General features: G+C 45.4%; 14 protein-coding genes and 1 pseudogene. 2 read left to right on the top strand and 13 right to left on the bottom strand.

All coding sequences use genetic code 11. The features are described 5' to 3' along the window. Positions 1–334 precede the first annotated feature (334 nt). The gene (locus ASG81_RS27975; protein ID WP_056642492.1) at positions 335–826 is read left to right on the top strand and encodes a phosphosulfolactate synthase; all 492 of its coding nucleotides are present in this window, start codon (positions 335–337) and stop codon (positions 824–826) included. A 138-nt stretch (positions 827–964) separates the two neighbouring features. On the opposite strand, the gene ASG81_RS27970 is transcribed toward ASG81_RS27975, so the two are convergent. The 9 genes and pseudogenes from ASG81_RS27970 to ASG81_RS27935 all read right to left on the bottom strand — a co-directional run bounded on the left by ASG81_RS27970 (position 965) and on the right by ASG81_RS27935 (position 9,333). Beyond that, entirely contained in the window at positions 965–1,180 is a 216-nt protein-coding gene (locus tag ASG81_RS27970) for a hypothetical protein (protein WP_056642489.1), read from the bottom strand. Between the two features lie 39 nt (positions 1,181–1,219). Beyond that, positions 1,220–1,561, bottom strand: coding sequence for a DUF2512 family protein (locus ASG81_RS27965; protein WP_056642486.1), 342 nt, complete (start codon positions 1,559–1,561; stop codon positions 1,220–1,222). Between the two features lie 112 nt (positions 1,562–1,673). Beyond that, entirely contained in the window at positions 1,674–1,910 is a 237-nt protein-coding gene (locus ASG81_RS31525; RefSeq protein ID WP_155972012.1) for a hypothetical protein, read from the bottom strand. A gap of 153 nt (positions 1,911–2,063) precedes the next feature. After that, positions 2,064–2,868: pseudogene (locus ASG81_RS27960) on the bottom strand (arsenite methyltransferase). Positions 2,869–3,087: 219 nt separating this feature from the next. Beyond that, the gene (locus ASG81_RS27955) at positions 3,088–3,537 is read right to left on the bottom strand and encodes a MarR family winged helix-turn-helix transcriptional regulator (RefSeq protein ID WP_056642483.1); all 450 of its coding nucleotides are present in this window, start codon (positions 3,535–3,537) and stop codon (positions 3,088–3,090) included. A 112-nt stretch (positions 3,538–3,649) separates the two neighbouring features. Continuing rightward, entirely contained in the window at positions 3,650–4,288 is a 639-nt protein-coding gene (locus ASG81_RS27950; protein WP_235549064.1) for a histidine phosphatase family protein, read from the bottom strand. Between the two features lie 553 nt (positions 4,289–4,841). Continuing rightward, positions 4,842–5,750 (bottom strand): cell wall hydrolase, encoded by a 909-nt coding sequence (locus ASG81_RS27945; protein ID WP_056642480.1) that lies wholly within the window; start codon positions 5,748–5,750, stop codon positions 4,842–4,844. A 281-nt stretch (positions 5,751–6,031) separates the two neighbouring features. Then, a complete protein-coding gene (metE, locus tag ASG81_RS27940) occupies positions 6,032–8,320 on the bottom strand; it encodes a 5-methyltetrahydropteroyltriglutamate--homocysteine S-methyltransferase (protein WP_056642477.1) in 2,289 nt (762 codons plus the stop codon). Between the two features lie 110 nt (positions 8,321–8,430). Beyond that, positions 8,431–9,333, bottom strand: a complete 903-nt coding sequence (locus ASG81_RS27935; RefSeq protein ID WP_056642474.1) for a LysR family transcriptional regulator — start codon at positions 9,331–9,333, stop codon at positions 8,431–8,433. 211 nt (positions 9,334–9,544) lie between these two features. Here ASG81_RS27935 and ASG81_RS27930 point away from each other — a divergent pair, with 211 nt between their 5' ends. After that, positions 9,545–10,423 (top strand): dihydrodipicolinate synthase family protein, encoded by an 879-nt coding sequence (locus ASG81_RS27930; protein WP_235549063.1) that lies wholly within the window; start codon positions 9,545–9,547, stop codon positions 10,421–10,423. Between the two features lie 146 nt (positions 10,424–10,569). Here ASG81_RS27930 and ASG81_RS27925 read toward each other — a convergent pair whose 3' ends face one another. From ASG81_RS27925 to zwf, 4 genes are all read right to left on the bottom strand, one after another. Next, positions 10,570–11,919 carry a glucose-6-phosphate isomerase gene (locus tag ASG81_RS27925; protein ID WP_056642468.1) on the bottom strand — a complete coding sequence of 450 codons (1,350 nt, stop codon included), beginning with the start codon at positions 11,917–11,919 and terminating at the stop codon, positions 10,570–10,572. 40 nt (positions 11,920–11,959) lie between these two features. After that, positions 11,960–12,628: a fructose-6-phosphate aldolase gene (gene fsa, locus ASG81_RS27920; RefSeq protein ID WP_056642463.1), complete on the bottom strand. Its 669-nt coding sequence runs from the start codon at positions 12,626–12,628 to the stop codon at positions 11,960–11,962. Positions 12,629–12,696: 68 nt separating this feature from the next. Then, entirely contained in the window at positions 12,697–14,685 is a 1,989-nt protein-coding gene (gene tkt / locus ASG81_RS27915; protein WP_056642573.1) for a transketolase, read from the bottom strand. Continuing rightward, positions 14,669–16,195, bottom strand: a complete 1,527-nt coding sequence (zwf, locus tag ASG81_RS27910; RefSeq protein ID WP_056642460.1) for a glucose-6-phosphate dehydrogenase — start codon at positions 16,193–16,195, stop codon at positions 14,669–14,671. Before zwf ends, tkt begins: the two co-directional genes overlap by 17 nt. Positions 16,196–16,229 lie beyond the last annotated feature (34 nt).

Genomic DNA, 16,229 nt, shown 5'->3' with positions numbered 1-16,229 from the left:
ATTTTCGCTTATCCCGAAGGATTTGCGAGGCAGTTATTACTCGTTGTTCAGTTTTCAAAGAGCAATCTTTTCTTTCGTTTGTGTTGCTTGTTTTGCTTGCCGTCCGCGTGTTTCTCTCGGCCGGATAAATAATATATCACGATTCGATTCATGTATGCTACAGGTAAATCATGTCATCCTACTTGTTTAACTTTTCAACGGCGCATTGTGTCGCGGCTGAAATAAGAGAATAACATGTTGTCTGTACCAATGGCAACTGGTATTATTATCCTTTTGACCCCCTCGAGAATCGTTTCACGATGTGAAATATCTGTAAAGACACGGTATCATCGTTATGCTCGGCGGCACTCTGCTGGAAACCGCCGTGCAGCAAAATGCGGGACCGGCCTTTTTCAATGCGATAGCTTCGCTCGGTTTCACTAGCGTTGAAGTATCGGACGGGACGATCGAACTTTCACGAGGGAAACGGACGGAACTAATTAAAACAGGAATAAAAAACGGTCTTCGGGTCGTAACCGCATATGGCAAGAAGTTGTCAGGTTCACTTAATGACGCATCACAGCTAGCAATAACGGCCAAAGAGGATTGGGACGCAGGATCCGAAATCGTAACAGTGGAAGCCCGTGAGTCAGGAGTTGGGGTTGGTCTGTTTGATGAAAGCGGCGATTGCAGGGAAGGTGTTTTAGACAAGGTACTTCGCTTTCTGCCGGATTCGAAACGTATCATGTGCGAGGCCCCTTTGAAGCATCAACAGGTGCTGCTGCTTCAAAAATTCGGGCCGGATGTGCATTTAGGAAATATTCACCTGCCGATGTACTTTCGTTAGAGACAATGCGACGAGGACTTCGCTCAGACACATTCGAAGTTGAAATCAAGGAGAAGCAGGTCGATAATCATATTTTTATGATCTAATCATCGAAGGGCTTCAGAATTCAGCAGTCCTTCCCTATTCAAGCATAGAATCTTAGAACCTGGCACAAAATTGATTTAAATCATCGACTAAATCTTGTGAATAGGCGGCATTACCTTCCGTCTCTTCTTCATTCCCCTCCGGTTCGTTCTCAAACTGATTAATGAGGGCAAGGGAAAGATACTCGGCGCTAACCCCGTAATGTTTAAGTATCGAAAAGAGATGATCTAAATTTTGATGGTTATCGATGATCTCAGATAAACGACTCATACAATCCTCCCTAACGCACTTATTTTCGTAATTCCGATTCTATTCAACAACCCGTAATTCCTCACTAAACACGTAACGGTAGAGTACCCATTCAGCCAAGCCTATCAGAAAGGCGGCAAAAAACGCTTCGCCCCATGAGAGATTCCAATCAAAAACATATGACAACGCACCCAGGTAGACAGCAGCTAATAAAAAATCACAAATCGTCGCAATCATATTGTTCGTTCCCCGAAGGATAAGCAGATCGCCTATTAAGTATGCAATTACGGTAAGTCCCGTTGCGGCAATAGCTGCATTCCAAAAAGTTGTATCGGAATAGTACATCAGTAGTGCAACTACGATCGCACCGTTTACCATCCATTTTAATAAAAACTTGATCATTAATTTAACTCCCTTCATCCACTGATTCGATTACCTTTCTTAATATTTGGTACACGTTTAGAATTCCTCCGAGGACCGGCTTTATTCAATCATTCCGAATTAATGCTAATGCTTAAATTTCCGGCATAAATTCAGAAAGGAGGGCTAAGGAGGCCAAGGTCATTTCCTTGCCCTCACAAAAAAAGCTGAACCAAAGAGAAAGAAACCCATTGTCTTGATAAAGACTTGGGTTTCTCGACATTCTGACTTCTCCTTCGAAGGAGAAGCCTTCTTTTACATATAAGAAATAAAACTCGTCTGTCGCAACGCTACTTAACCTTTCCGGGATAAAGCAGAATTCAGCGCCCATAATCGTCCTTAACTTCGACTGCTCTCGCACTCATGACATAAGTAACCGGGTTTAAAGTCAAGTAACGACCGTTCACACAGATCTGTTCATACATCGACCGGTATTGACCTCTATTTTTCGGCGATATCATTAGGCTGGCAGCCTTTGCTCTAACTATGGTTTAACTGCTTTTATCACAGCCGAAACAATGTAATTTTCCGCGCTAGATCCCGGAACCCAATCTTTGATAAATTCCCTCGATTCATCCTTCGGCTCCACCACCACATCCATAAAACCGCTTTGGGTTAGCATAGCCTTAATTTCGTTAACCGAAGAAGTCCCGGAAATACACCCGGAATATAACACGTCCAAGTCATTCTTTATTTCCGCAGGAAGTTCCGCAGTCGTGATGATATCTGAAATCGCTAGACGGCCACCGGAGTGCAGGACACGGAACGCTTCATCGAATACTTGCTGCTTAGACGGGGATAGATTAATGACACAGTTCGAAATAATGGCATCAACCGTTTGATCTGAAACAGGCAAATGTTCAATTTCCCCTAAACGGAAAATCCGTGTTCGTAAAACCGCCTTTAGCAGCATTCGCACGTGCACGGCTCACCATTTCAGGCGTCATGTCAACGCCAATCACGCTACCGGCCTCTCCTACTTGACGGGAGGCCAGGAAACAGTCGAAACCGCCGCCACTTCCAAGGTCGAGTACAACTTCCCCTGATTTAAGTTCCGCAATTGCTTGTGGATTTCCACAGCCAAGGCCAAGATTTGCGCCGTCCGGAACCCCGTTTAATTCCTCGGTAGAATAACCAAGTTTGACAGAAACATCACCATAATCAACAGGTGATTTGCTACAATTAGAACTTGGCGAACAACACGATACAATGTCCACCGGCTGCAAAGCAATTTCTTTGTACCGGGTACGAACATTATGACGAATTTGATCGTTACTAACTTGATTCATGAAAATTCACTCCTTGTTAAATTTATATAATCAACATCAGCGAGTGACGTAAGCCGATGGTGTTGCACTGAGAATATTGGACGTATAATCTTTATCGAAACGTCCTTCACACCTACAACAAGCTCCTGCTTCTAAGTACTGTATCTTTCATATGGGGTGAGAAATCTCCTGCATTAGCATTCGTTTTATTTGCAATTTACAAGTATTATAGAAAAGAAATCACCCTATTGGGGTGATACAGCATTGGCTGGATTTGGCCATGGCATCATTCAATAGCTTCATGGAGCGAATAACCGTTTCTTTCTCAAATTCATTCATGTGAGAAAAGACTTCACTTAAATAAGCGTTCATTTGCTGGTCAATCGTCGCCGCCACGTACTTGCCTTCTGTCGTCAATGAAAGAACATGTACCCTGCGGTCGTCCAGATCAGGCACTTTTTTTACTAAATTCATTTTGATTAACGATTGGATTTGTCGGCTAAAAGTAGTAATATCGGTACCTAACGCCTCAGCAACCTGCTGAATGGACGGTTTATGCTGATGGTCAATTTCGTAAAGAATATGGCTTTGGACTAAGGAAACATCGCAGCCACCGACCGAACAGCAGTTTTTATTAAGAAAACCAAATCTGCGTGTCATGATTTGAATTAGTTCACGAACATTTTCCAAGTGATTCACCTCATGAGGTAATCATATTATATATATTTGCAATTTGCAAGTATGTTTTAAAATATCCAAACGTATTGCGATTCACCACGCTGTCTTAACGACAAGCTTTTTCTCATCGTAAACTCAACAACTCAGCTAAAGTAATTCGATCCACAATTTCGTAACCGTTGCCGTGCCCTCTTGGTTTCACAACAACTGTACCTAAGTTAGGGATTTCGCCCAACCCAACACCTTGAGGGAAACTGTGATCAATGATAACCTTGTTGGTCCCAGAAGTCGGAACTTTCTCTAACACGGAAGTCAGGGCAGCAAGCGTACTTTCCTGCTCTTCTATTGTTACTACACCACTTAGATTGTAAATTTTAATCCAAAAATGATCGACTTGAACATTTTCTTCACCAAAAGCAAATTCTGCCGTAACCTTTGTTCGGCAAAAGGGACTTGACAGAACAGGAGATTGAATAGGGATTTGTAAACTCCGAAGCGTTTCCCCAAATAGTGAGGCTTGTCTTATTCCTTTCTCCGAAAGGTTTCTTTGGGTTGAACAATCACTGAAAACGAGGTTCGGTTGATCTTCTCCTACCGTTGCTTCACCATGCCTAACAAATAGGATATATCCACCCTGACGAAGTGAATCCAGTAAGGATGGATTGACTGGCGCAGCTTTAGTTGTACTTTCAGTCGCCGTCACTATCTGTGACTGAATAAGCAGCAGTAAAAAAAGCATACATGTCCAAATTTTCCTTTTCAACTTTGCATCTCCTCTTGCTGAGAATTCACTTTTCTAAAGTTTAGTATGCTCGTTATCCCTCCCATGTATTTCTGTATTCATTTCGATTCATGAGCCTAGCTGAGCACCCAATTTCCTGCGAAATATCAATTGCCCATTCGAATCTATTAATCTATGAATATACTAGATTACTTAAAGATGAGGATGTGATTTGAATGGGTTTCGGTTTCGGTAATCCCAGAAAGAAAGCGATTTTAGTTATTTTTGTTAAACCTGGTCAAAAAGTTCTTATAATTGGTACGAAGTGTCGGAAATGGAAACCTAATTGCTAATTTTGTGGAGTGCTTGTTCGTACAAGCGCTCTTACATACTCTTATTTTCATTCAGATGCTTTCGCCTGTTTTTTAATAAATGCCGCTTTGCGCTATGGTCTCCGCATCTAAAAAACTTGAGGATCATCCAATGAACTGTTGTCATAGGTTAGCCCCTCGATGCGCTGCCAAACGCCAAAAAGTCCGTTACGGCTATCGCCATAACGGACTTATGTTACATTCTGCGTTTTCTATTGCCATTTCTATTTCGCGAAGCTATGGTGGCCGATCGTCACGATGACTTTCAGACTGGACCAGAATGATCCTTTGGATACTTTGGAATTGTAGAAATAGACCGCATTCTCGACGTTGTTCTTCCCGTTCAAGGCATCCTTGGCGGCGCGAAGAACGCTTGCGCTAGGCTTCGACTTATCAAGCAGACCGTTATGAGCAGGCGGGAACTGGTTCCCCGAATAAATAACGCCATATATGGAATCTGGGAATCTGAAATCTTTCACCCTGTTCAGAATCACGTTTGCTATGCCAAGCTGCCCCTCGTAGGACTCGTATCCGGCTTCAACCTGCGTAATCTTGGCAAGAAGCAGCAAGTCCTTCTCCGAGAAAGGTTCCGCTTTCTTATCAAGAATGGAAGGGGTGACTGTCTGATCGATTCCGTAATTTTCCGTCGTTACGGCTGGATGCACTGTTTCAAGATCAACGATTTTATCTTCCGGACTAAAATCCACCTTCGCATGCAGCAGCTCTGCCACATGGCGCAGCGGAATATACGTCCTGCCATCTGTTACGAACGGCGCCACATCCATCCGATAGCGGCCATCGTTGAAATAAACAACCGGAACTCCGTTTCCAAGCACGATCTTGTCTTTAAATACCGTATGTATCGTAGCTTCTTCATTATCCTTATCCCAGCTTATGTTTGCATCGAACATGGCAGCTATGTGCGCAATAGGCACGTACAGCCTTCCATCCAGCACGAGTACCGGATCGGTTATCTTCACAATCTTGCCATCAAGCTTAATTGTTACTCCATTTGCAACCGATGCTCCCACTTCCTGTGCAGAAACAATGGACAGCGGCCCGATACAAAACAAGAGCAGCGCCAAAACGATGACGAGCATATGCCTGCTAACCAGCTTGCTTTCTCTGATCATGAATGCCTCCTTGCACATGAAGTTTATGTAAAATCCCAACATTCACCTTCTCCGCAAAATTATATCACAGCTCTTAGCGCCAGTAGGATTAACGTTTTCACAGAATTCATCATTTTACTGAAAATACCCTGCAAAAAAAGCTCTCTTGAGGCATATTTGCTCCAAAATCGACAAATCTTCCTGCACCTGTCTGCATGCATTTATTAAGGCATAATAAAATGAGCAGACTGACGGGGCGCCTGCTCAACAATATTTGTTATTTTACTGCTTCTCGCTAATTATTACACCGTTAGGGAATGCTTCGTACGGGCGATCTCTGTCGCTTCCACCATGTTGCGCAAGGAATCGATCGTTTCTTCAAATCCGCGAGTTTTTAGTCCGCAGTCCGGATTAATCCAGAAAAGCTTCGGATCCAGCACACGCAAGGCGCGTTCGATCATGCTAGTCATTTCCTCCACTCGCGGAATGCGTGGACTATGGATATCATATACGCCTAAACCGATACCCAGTTTGTAGGTGTTCAATTCGAAGCTATGAATCAATTCACCATGACTGCGGGATGTCTCAATCGAAATCACATCCGCATCCATTGCTTCAATCGAATCAATCATGTCATGGAACTCACAATAACACATATGCGTGTGAATTTGCGTTGTGTTCTGAACCGTACATGTGCTCATGCGGAACGCTTTGACAGCCCATGCCAGATACTTCGCTTGATCTTCTTCCTTAAGCGGCAGCCCTTCACGAACGGCAGGCTCATCAACCTGAATCATGCCAATGCCTGCATGCTCAAGCGCCTCTACCTCTTGTCTTAGCGCATATGCCAGCTGGTAGGCGATTTGTTCGCGTGTGATGTCTTCACGGACGAACGACCAGTTCATGATCGTAATCGGGCCGGTCAACATCCCTTTAACGGGACGCTCGGTCTTCGACTGAGCATACTTTGTTTCCTCGACAGTCATCGATTCCTTGAACGCAACATCCCCAAATATAATTGGCGGCTTCACGCAGCGGGAACCGTATGACTGCACCCATCCGTTCTGAGTAAACGCGAAGCCCGCAAGCTTCTCACCAAAAAATTCGACCATATCCGTTCGTTCAAATTCGCCATGCACGAGAACATCCAGCCCGATCTCTTCCTGCAGCTTAATCCAGATATCGATCTGCTCCCGGATAAAGTTAGCATACTGCTCATTGTTCCATTCACCCTTACGCCACAGCTGACGGGCCCTGCGCACCTCTGCTGATTGCGGAAAGCTGCCAATTGTCGTCGTCGGAAAAATCGGCAATTGCCATTTTTTCTGTTGAGCAATATGACGCTCAGAAAAAGGCAGACTGCGTTCTGGAGTCTGCTCACTAATGGCAGCTACGGCATGCTGAATGTCAGTACGATTGCGCTCATCAGAAAGCTTGAGCGCCAGAAGAGCACTCTCGCATTTTTCCAGCTCATCTATAATTACGGCTTCTTCTGAAGAGATTGCTTTCGCCAGAAGGACAAGCTCGTCCAGCTTCTCATCGGCAAATGCGAGAGCATCGTTTAGCTCAGTTAAGAGCCTAGCCTCATTTTTCACCGTGACCGGAACATGAAGTAAACTGCACGACGACTGCACGATTAACTGGTCGGCCGTTACGAGCTCAGATAACTCTTCCAGTAGTACCAGTTTCTCACGAAGTGACGCCTTCCAAATGCCACGGCCGTCGATTACACCAGCGCCTAAAACCTTATCCGCAGGAAAACCTAGTGCTTTAATCGATTGCATATTGCCGGAGAATCCATGTACAAAATCAAGCCCTATTCCTCTGACAGGCAACTGGGCGATGTCACTGTAGTTCTCTACCGATTCAAAATAGGTTTGCAGCATGATGTTCAGGTTAGGCGCCGACGCGGCAAACGTATCATAGATTGTCTTCAACCGCTCGAGATCAGCCGCGCTTAATTTCGTTACAAGAATCGGTTCGTCAATTTGTACCCATTGAACCCCTTCACTCGCAAGCTCTTGAAGTATCTGCACATAAAGCGGCAGCAAACGCTCCAACCAAGCATCAGTCTCAGATACACGGTACCCTTTTGACAGCTTCAGAAAGGTCAGCGGCCCTACGATAACCGGCTTCCCCTCGATACCGAGCTTTTCTTTAGCTTCCCGATACGCCTTAAGGGGTCTATTTTCGGTAAGCACCGGTGCTGCCCCATCCAGTTCAGGTACGATATAGTGATAGTTCGTGTTAAACCATTTGGTCATTTCGCTTGCTGTTGCATCCTTCGTCCCACGGGCAATGCCATAATATACAGACAACGGTACAACGCCGCCCTCATATGAAAAACGTTTTGGAATGATTCCGAACATAGTGGCTGTATCAAGAACATGATCGTAATAGCTGAAATCATTGACCGAGATGATATCGATGCCCTTCTCCTGCTGCTTACGCAAATGATTCAAACGAATCTCCTGCAGTTGACTGTGAAACTCCGATTCTTCGAGCTTGCCGGACCAGAACGCTTCGAGCGCTTTCTTCCATTCGCGATCCGCACCAATACGCGGATATCCTAAAACACTGCTTTTTACCATCATGTAACACTCCTATACAAATTGTTACAAGAAAGATATCACGAATTAGTGGATATAGTATAACTGGATTAAACTATATCTAGTCATAGCCTTTGGCTATATCAGAGTTTTTATGGGGCTATCGCTCGCATTAGCGCTTCTATATATGCCGCTCCGAGCTTGGACAACGAAGCATTTTTATGGGAAATCCAACCGACATTGATGGTTTCCTCACAATCCAAAGGTACGGGAATGATTTCATTGCCATTTAAATCGGCGCTTAGAACCCCTGTCGATATGGTATATCCGTTTAATCCGATCAATAAATTGAAAAGCGTCGCCCGGTCATTTACACGGATGCTTTTCTTATGTGACATCGTACTGAGAATCTCTTCTGAAAAATGAAAAGAATTATACTCGCCTTGATCAAAGGACAGATACGGATAATTCTGAAGCTGGTCAATGGTTACGATCGATTGATTTGCCAAAGGGTTCTTAATACTGATAAAAATATGCGGCTTAGCCCTAAATAAGCTGATGAATTGCAAGTTCGCGGTTTTGAGCAGCTTGTTAATGACTTTCCCATTGAACTCATTAAGATATAAGATCCCGATCTCGCTGCGCAAATTTTTGACATCCTCAATAATTTCATAGGTTTTGGTCTCTCGTAAAGTTAACTCATATTCATCCTGGCCATACTCCCGAACCAGACTCACAAATGCATTCACCGCGAAAGCATAATGTTGGGTAGAAACCGAAAAATGCTGCGGGGAAGGCTTAGCATTAAGATACCGACTTTCCAACAATTCCGCCTGCTCGACTACCTGCCTTGCATAACTTAAAAATTCAACACCCTCCTTAGAAAGTGAGATCCCTTTATTGGATCGTTCAAAAATCGCAAACTGTATTTCTTCTTCCAGATCCTTAATCGCATTTGAAAGACTAGGCTGAGAAATAAACAACCGCTTGGCGGCTTCATTAATGGAGCCCCGATTGGCGACCTCAATTACGTACTTTAATTGCTGTAGAGTCAATGAAATACTCCCCTCTAACATCTCGATAGACTCACCGGCTGGTGGATAGCTTCAATGTTCTTCCTTCCATTATACATATAAAACAAGCTTGTCACGGTAAGAACTTATCATCCAGTGGATGATGACAAACAAACGGATAATGTTATGATTAAGACACTTATAAAATAAATAAGAAGGGCTCGGGCCCTTCCTAATAAGGAGACGTTCATTGATGACCACTCATCCTTTTCAACCTTACAGTGTCGCCATGATTACTCCATTTAGCCAGCAAGGCGCTGTTGATCAGGCGAGTGTCCGGCAGATGGTAAATTATTATACCTATAATCAGGTACCTGCCCTGCTGGTCAGCGGCTCAACAGGAGAACAGCATTCACTGACGCTGGAGGAAAGAATCTTCCTCTATCAGAGCGTCAAAGATGCCGCTCCGGGCAGCATGCCGTTATATGCCGGTGTCGCCACTGTGCGCACCCGAGACGCCGTCCGACTGGCCCGGGAAGCTGAGCAGACCGGGCTTTCGGCGATCATGCTCGGTTTTCCGCCCTATGTTCGCCCGAACCAGAGGGAAGCAGCTTTATATGTCCAAGAGGTGTGTTCTGCTACCTCCCTGCCGCTCATGCTGTATAACAATCCTCTACGGACAGGATTCAACTTGGAGATGGAGACGCTGTTTCGCCTTGTGAAGGAGTTCCCTCAGATTATCGCGCTCAAGGAGGCTGGAAATCCTGACAGAATCAAAGAAATCAAAGCAGAGCTGGGGACGGACTTTCAAGTGCTGTCGGGCTTCGACCTAGCCATCGCCGATTACTTCGATAAGGGATATGACGGCTTAACGAGCGTCGCCGGAAATCTCTTTCCGCTTGAATTTTTAAAAATTATCCAGCTTCTGCGTGAAGGAAATAGCGTACAGGCTCATCATGAACTCGGGAAGCTGCGTGAAAGCCTGGAGCTCCTCGGCAGCATCGGATGGATCAGGGTCATCCGCCATCTCTTCGCAAGCCATGGTATCGCGGCAGGCTATTTCCGGGAGCCGCTGAGCCCGCTGACCACAGAGGAACAGACGGCGGTTCAAGGAATCCGATTGTCCACCTAAAATAGCAAGAAATAAATCTTCACGCCTTCATTAACCTGCATCAAAAAAACTAAGCACAAAAAGGAGCAGTTGCTGTCGCATACTGCTCCTTCGTACATATCTACTTATACAAATCATTGATTTGCTTTTATCTCATTGAAATTCCTTTATTCCTGTCCTTTTGCAGATAAACGCTTGATGAGCTCGGCTTTTTGCGCTTCAAAACCCGGCTTGCCAAGCAGCGCAAACATATTGATCTTGTATGCTTCTACTCCCGGCTGATCGAACGGGTTCACCCCGAGCAGCAAGCCGCTAATGCCGCATGCCTTCTCGAAGAAGTACACCATTTCGCCGTACGTATATTCATTGAGCTCATCCAGCTCTACAACCAGATTTGGCACGCCTCCGTCAACATGGGCAAGCCTTGTTCCTTCGGCTGCCTTCTTGTTCACTGCGTCCATCGTCATGCCCGCAATAAAATTCAATCCGTCCAGATTGCCAGCGTCCTCTTGAATAGTCCATTCTACCTTCGGTTTCGCAACCGTTAGCACCGTCTCAATAAGATCGCGGCGACCTTCCTGGACATACTGTCCCATCGAATGCAGATCAGTCGTAAAATCGACGGATGCGGGATAAAGTCCCTTCTGGTCTTTGCCCTCGCTTTCGCCGAACAGCTGCTTCCACCATTCGGACACATAGTGCAAGGACGGTTCAAAGTTAGCCAGCAGCTCGATCGTTTTCCCCTTGCGGTAAAGGGCATTGCGAACGGCCGCATATTGATAGCTTTCATTTGTAGCAAGATCTGGATTATTGTATTTCCGTGCAGCGGCAGCGGCTCCGGCCATCATTTGATCGATGTCAAGTCCGGCAACGGCGATAGGCAGAAGCCCTACGGCTGTTAGAACGGAATAACGTCCGCCAACATCGTCAGGAATAACGAAGGTTTCGTAGCCTTCTTCATCGGCAAGTTTTTTTAATGCACCTTTAGATGAATCGGTTGTCGCGAAGATACGTTTTTGCGCTTCTTCTTTTCCGTATTTTTTCTCCATATAGTCTTTCAAAATACGGAATGCGATTGCCGGCTCCGTCGTCGTTCCCGACTTGGAAATGACATTCAGGGAAATATCCTTGCCCTCAAGCAGCTCCAACAAATGAGTCATATACGTAGAGCTGATATTTTGTCCGGCAAAATACACTTGGGTATTCCCGCTCATCTGATTATGGAACGTATGGGACAGCGCTTCGATCGCGGATCTTGCACCCAAATAGGAACCGCCAATACCAATGACGACCAAAGCTTCGGAATGGCTGCGAATGCGTTGTGCGGCTGCTTTAATCCTTGCAAATTCTTCTTGATCATATTGAAGCGGCAGATCAACCCAGCCCAGATAATCGGATCCTGGGCCTTGCTTCTCATGAAGCATACGGTGTGCCACATTCACAAACTCACTGAAGTAATCCACTTCATGCTGCTGGATAAATGATAGTGTATTGGAATAATCAAATGAAATCGTCATCTGAACCGTGTCCTTTCAACGCGCATTTAGTTATTGCAACTTATACCAAAACTGTTTTTTTCCAGTCGGCAGCGAATTTCTCCATCCCTTGATCTGTTAGAGGATGCTTGGAAATTTGCTCGATAACCGAGAATGGAATTGTTGCAATATGAGCGCCTGCCATTGCTACGCGAGTCACGTGATCCGGGTGACGAACGGAAGCAGCGATAATTTGCGCATCAAGATTATGCGTACGGAACAATTCAGCAACTTTTACGATCAGTTGAACGCCGTCTTCCGAGATGTCATCCAAGCGGCCAAGGAACGGAGATACATAAGTAGCGCCAGCGCGAGCAGCCAAGAGTGCTTGGTTCACCGTGAAAATCAACGTCACGTTTGTTTTTACGCCTTTTTTAGTCAGGTAACGGCAAGCTTCCAGGCCTGCAAGCGTCATCGGAAGCTTGATTGTGATGTTAGGGTCATTATCATTGATTTTGATCAGTTCGTTTGCTTGTGCAATCATTTCGTCAGCTGTAATCGCATCAGGCGTTACTTCTGCAGAAACGGATTCAACCTCAGGCACTTCACGCAAAATCTCAGCAATACGATCTTCGAATTTCACGCCTTCCTTGGCAACCAAAGATGGATTCGTCGTAACACCGGATAATACGCCGACTTTATACGCTTTTTTGATGTCTTCCACATTTGCAGTATCGATAAAAAATTTCATAGTTAACTACCTCCGTTATTTTGAATTCATTTTTTATTGCTTCATCCGTTATTTTAAATTATTTTTTATTACTTTAGCAAATCTTTCGTCAGGCGAACCACATTATCAGTGGAGAAACCAAAGTATTCCATAACCTGATTCCCCGGTCCAGATGCGCCGAACGTATCGATTGCCAATACTTTTCCGCCTGGTCCCGTGTAACGCTCCCAGCCTAACGAAATGCCTGCTTCCATCGCAATCCGCTTCGTAACAGAAGAAGGAAGAACAGTTTCCTTGTAGTCTTCGGATTGTCGATTAAACAGTTCTCTGCTCGGCATGGCAACCACGCGTACAGAGATGTTATCCTGCTCAAGCTCCGCTTTGGCGCTCATAGCAAGTGAAACTTCGGATCCGGTTCCGATCAGGATGACATCCGGCTGATTGTTGGTTTCCGCCAAAACATAAGCTCCTTTGGATAACCCTTCAATATTGGCCTTGGTCGCTTCGTAAACCGGAAGATTTTGTCTGCTCAGCACCAGAGCTACCGGTCCTTCATTTTGCTGCAGCGCATATGCCCATGCATTTGCCGTTTCATTGGCATCGGATGGTCTGATGACCGTTAGACCCGGAATGGTGCGCAGTGCAGCCAAGTGCTCGACGGGTTCATGAGTAGGCCCATCTTCCCCGACTGCAATGGAATCATGGGTAAATACATAAATAACAGGCAGCTTTTGCAGTGCAGCCAAACGTATAGACGGACGCAAATAATCGCTGAATACGAAGAATGTGCTGACGAAAGGTTTTACGCCGCCATGAAGCGCCATGCCGTTGCCGGCTGCACCCATTGCATGCTCACGAACGCCAAAGTAAATATTGCGTCCCGAATAGGATTCGATGGCGAAAATTTGCTCACCGCTGATATCCGTCATCGTCGAATGCGATAGATCGGCGCTGCCTCCAAAGATCGAAGGAACGGTTTTAATGTAATGATTGATCGCTTGACCGCTCGCTACGCGGGTAGAAACGGTTTTGGAAGCGTCAAACGTAAGGATGTTTTCGGCATCGATCGATACAGAACCGTCGATAACTTGCTCGAGCTCCTTACCTTGCTCAGGATATTGCGCCGTATAGGAAGCGACAAGATTATTCCATTCTGCTTCTTTGGACTCGCCCTCACGTTTTAACTTTTCATAATGAGCTTTAACTTCTTCCGGAACGGTAAACTCTTCCTCGTAATGCCAGCCATAAACTTCTTTAGTTGCTTTCGCCTCTTCTTTGCCGAGCGGATTACCGTGTACTTTGTTCGTTCCGGCTGCTTTGCTGCCGTAACCGATGATCGTCCGAATCTCGATGAGCGTAGGCTGCGAATTATTTTGCTTGGCTGCCGCGATCGATTCGGCAATTTTTGAAATATCATTACCGTCCTCAACCCGTAAATATTGCCAGTTCGCCGATTCCGCTCTTTTTTGGATATTCTCGCCAAACGAAAGGTTCAGCTCGCCGTCCAAGGAGATATCGTTGGAATCATACAATACGATTAATTTGTCAAGCTTCATATGTCCTGCCATAGACATCGCCTCGTATGAGATCCCTTCCATCAAACAGCCGTCTCCGACAAGCGCATACGTATAATGATCAACCACCGGGAAACCGTCTTGATTGAATTTCGCGGCCAGATGAGCTTCGGCCATCGCCATCCCGACTGCCATAGCAACCCCTTGTCCTAAAGGACCGGTTGTAGCATCTACACCATCCGTGTGACCAAATTCAGGATGTCCAGGGGTTTTGCTGTTCAGCTTGCGGAACTGTTTTAAGTCATCAATCGACACCTGATATCCGGACAAATGCAGAAGGCTGTATAGCAACGCCGAACCATGACCCGCAGACAGAACGAAGCGGTCACGGTTAAACCACTTTGCATGGCCGGGATTGTGATTTAAAAATTGGGACCAAAGAGTGTAAGCCATCGGCGCAGCTCCCATTGGCAACCCCGGATGGCCGGAATTGGCGCTGTTAATGGCATCGATCGACAAGGTACGGATCGTATCGATCGCTAACTGATCAATTGTTTGTGTTATAGGCATATTGTTTTAACTCCTCTGCTTCTATTTCTTGTTCAGGTTTAGAATCGAACCACCAATGATAGCCGTCCTTTGCGAGTAACGCATCGGATTCGGCAGGTCCGTAAGTGCCCGCTGCATACTGATGAAGAGGAACTAGGTTCTCTTCGAATGCATCTAAGATCGGTTGAACCCATTCCCAGGACAATTCAACTTCGTCCCAATGCGCAAAGAACGTTGGGTCTCCGTTCAAAGCATCGTAAATCAAATTTTCATAAGCCTCGGGAACATCATCTCGACTTGCAAGAAGATCGATTTGAACGGGCTCAAAATCCACTTTATGCTCAGAATCCTTCGCACTGTATTGCAGCGTAACGCCTTCGTTAGGACTGATTTCAAATACGAGAAGATTAGGAACTTTACTGTTATTACCTGTATTGAAGGATTGTTTTAACGGCTCTTTAAACTCAACGACGATCCGCGTAGTTTTTTCCTTCATTCTTTTGCCTGTTCGAATATAAAAAGGTACTCCGCGCCAATATAAATCATCGATCTGCAATTTGGCAGCAATAAACGTATCGTTCATGGATGCGGCAGCAATACCCGGTTCGGATTTATAGCCGACAACCGGCTTTCCTTGGATGCTTCCTTCTTTGTACTGCCCGCGGATAACATTGACACTAACGTCCTGTTTTTGCAGCGGCTTGAGAGCTTCCATTACCTTCTTCTTCTTGAAGCTTACCTTTTCGGAGGCGTTGCTCGGCGGAAGGTGAATCGCCAGCATCATAAGCAATTGCAGCATATGGTTTTGGAACATGTCTCTTACAGCGCCAACATGATCGTAATAACCGGCTCTTTCTTCTACGCCGACTGTTTCATTTGCCGAAATCTGCACATTGGCAATATCACGATTGGTCCATAATGCTTGAATTACCGGATTGGTCTGCTGCAGAGCCTCAAGATTTTGCACCAGCGGCTTACCGAGATAATGATCGATCCGGAAAATTTCGTGCTCTTCAAACGCTTTGCTCAGTTTCTCATTCAGATCCCGAGCAGATTGCAAATCATGGCCGAACGGTTTCTCGATGACGAGACGCTTCCAGCCATTCGCGGAACCGAGTCCGCTATCTTGAATGTTTGCTGCGATTGGTTTAAAAAACTCAGGTCCGACGGATAAATAAAACATCCGATTCGGTGCAATTTGAAGCTCTTCTTCCCGCTCTTCGATCAGTTGCAACAGCTTCTGGTAATCTTCTTTACGGCCTATGTCCAGAACACTGTAACGGAATGAACGAATGAAATCTTTCACTAATGCAGCGTCGTTCGCTTCACGTCTTGAAAAAAGACGGAGAGATTGCTCAACACTTGCTTGAAATGATTCATCAGATAGTTCTCTTCTTCCAAGGCCAATCAAAGAGAATGATTGGGGCAGCTTCTGTTCGACGAACAAATTATACAAGGCAGGGTAAATTTTCCTTTTGGCTAAATCCCCTGTCGCTCCAAACAAGACAAACGTGGTTGGCTCCATTTTCCTTTCTCCTTCCAGCAGAACTCTCTTTGAC

The organism is Paenibacillus sp. Soil522 (assembly GCF_001428245.1).
Classification (GTDB): Bacteria; Bacillota; Bacilli; order Paenibacillales; family Paenibacillaceae; genus Pristimantibacillus.
Note: the sequence above shows the minus strand (reverse complement) of the source record. Positions and strands in the feature narration are given on the sequence as shown.

What these genes read in the sequence shown, in the direction of transcription:
- ASG81_RS27925 (WP_056642468.1), bottom strand. Translation starts at nt 11,919, where the DNA reads ATGACGATTTCATTTGATTATTCCAATACACTATCATTTATCCAGCAG.
- ASG81_RS31525 (WP_155972012.1), bottom strand. Translation starts at nt 1,910, where the DNA reads ATGGGCGCTGAATTCTGCTTTATCCCGGAAAGGTTAAGTAGCGTTGCG.
- ASG81_RS27930 (WP_235549063.1), top strand. Translation starts at nt 9,545, where the DNA reads ATGACCACTCATCCTTTTCAACCTTACAGTGTCGCCATGATTACTCCA.
- ASG81_RS27970 (WP_056642489.1), bottom strand. Translation starts at nt 1,180, where the DNA reads ATGAGTCGTTTATCTGAGATCATCGATAACCATCAAAATTTAGATCAT.
- metE (WP_056642477.1), bottom strand. Translation starts at nt 8,320, where the DNA reads ATGGTAAAAAGCAGTGTTTTAGGATATCCGCGTATTGGTGCGGATCGC.
- ASG81_RS27965 (WP_056642486.1), bottom strand. Translation starts at nt 1,561, where the DNA reads ATGATCAAGTTTTTATTAAAATGGATGGTAAACGGTGCGATCGTAGTT.
- ASG81_RS27945 (WP_056642480.1), bottom strand. Translation starts at nt 5,750, where the DNA reads ATGATCAGAGAAAGCAAGCTGGTTAGCAGGCATATGCTCGTCATCGTT.
- ASG81_RS27975 (WP_056642492.1), top strand. Translation starts at nt 335, where the DNA reads ATGCTCGGCGGCACTCTGCTGGAAACCGCCGTGCAGCAAAATGCGGGA.
- fsa (WP_056642463.1), bottom strand. Translation starts at nt 12,628, where the DNA reads ATGAAATTTTTTATCGATACTGCAAATGTGGAAGACATCAAAAAAGCG.
- zwf (WP_056642460.1), bottom strand. Translation starts at nt 16,195, where the DNA reads ATGGAGCCAACCACGTTTGTCTTGTTTGGAGCGACAGGGGATTTAGCC.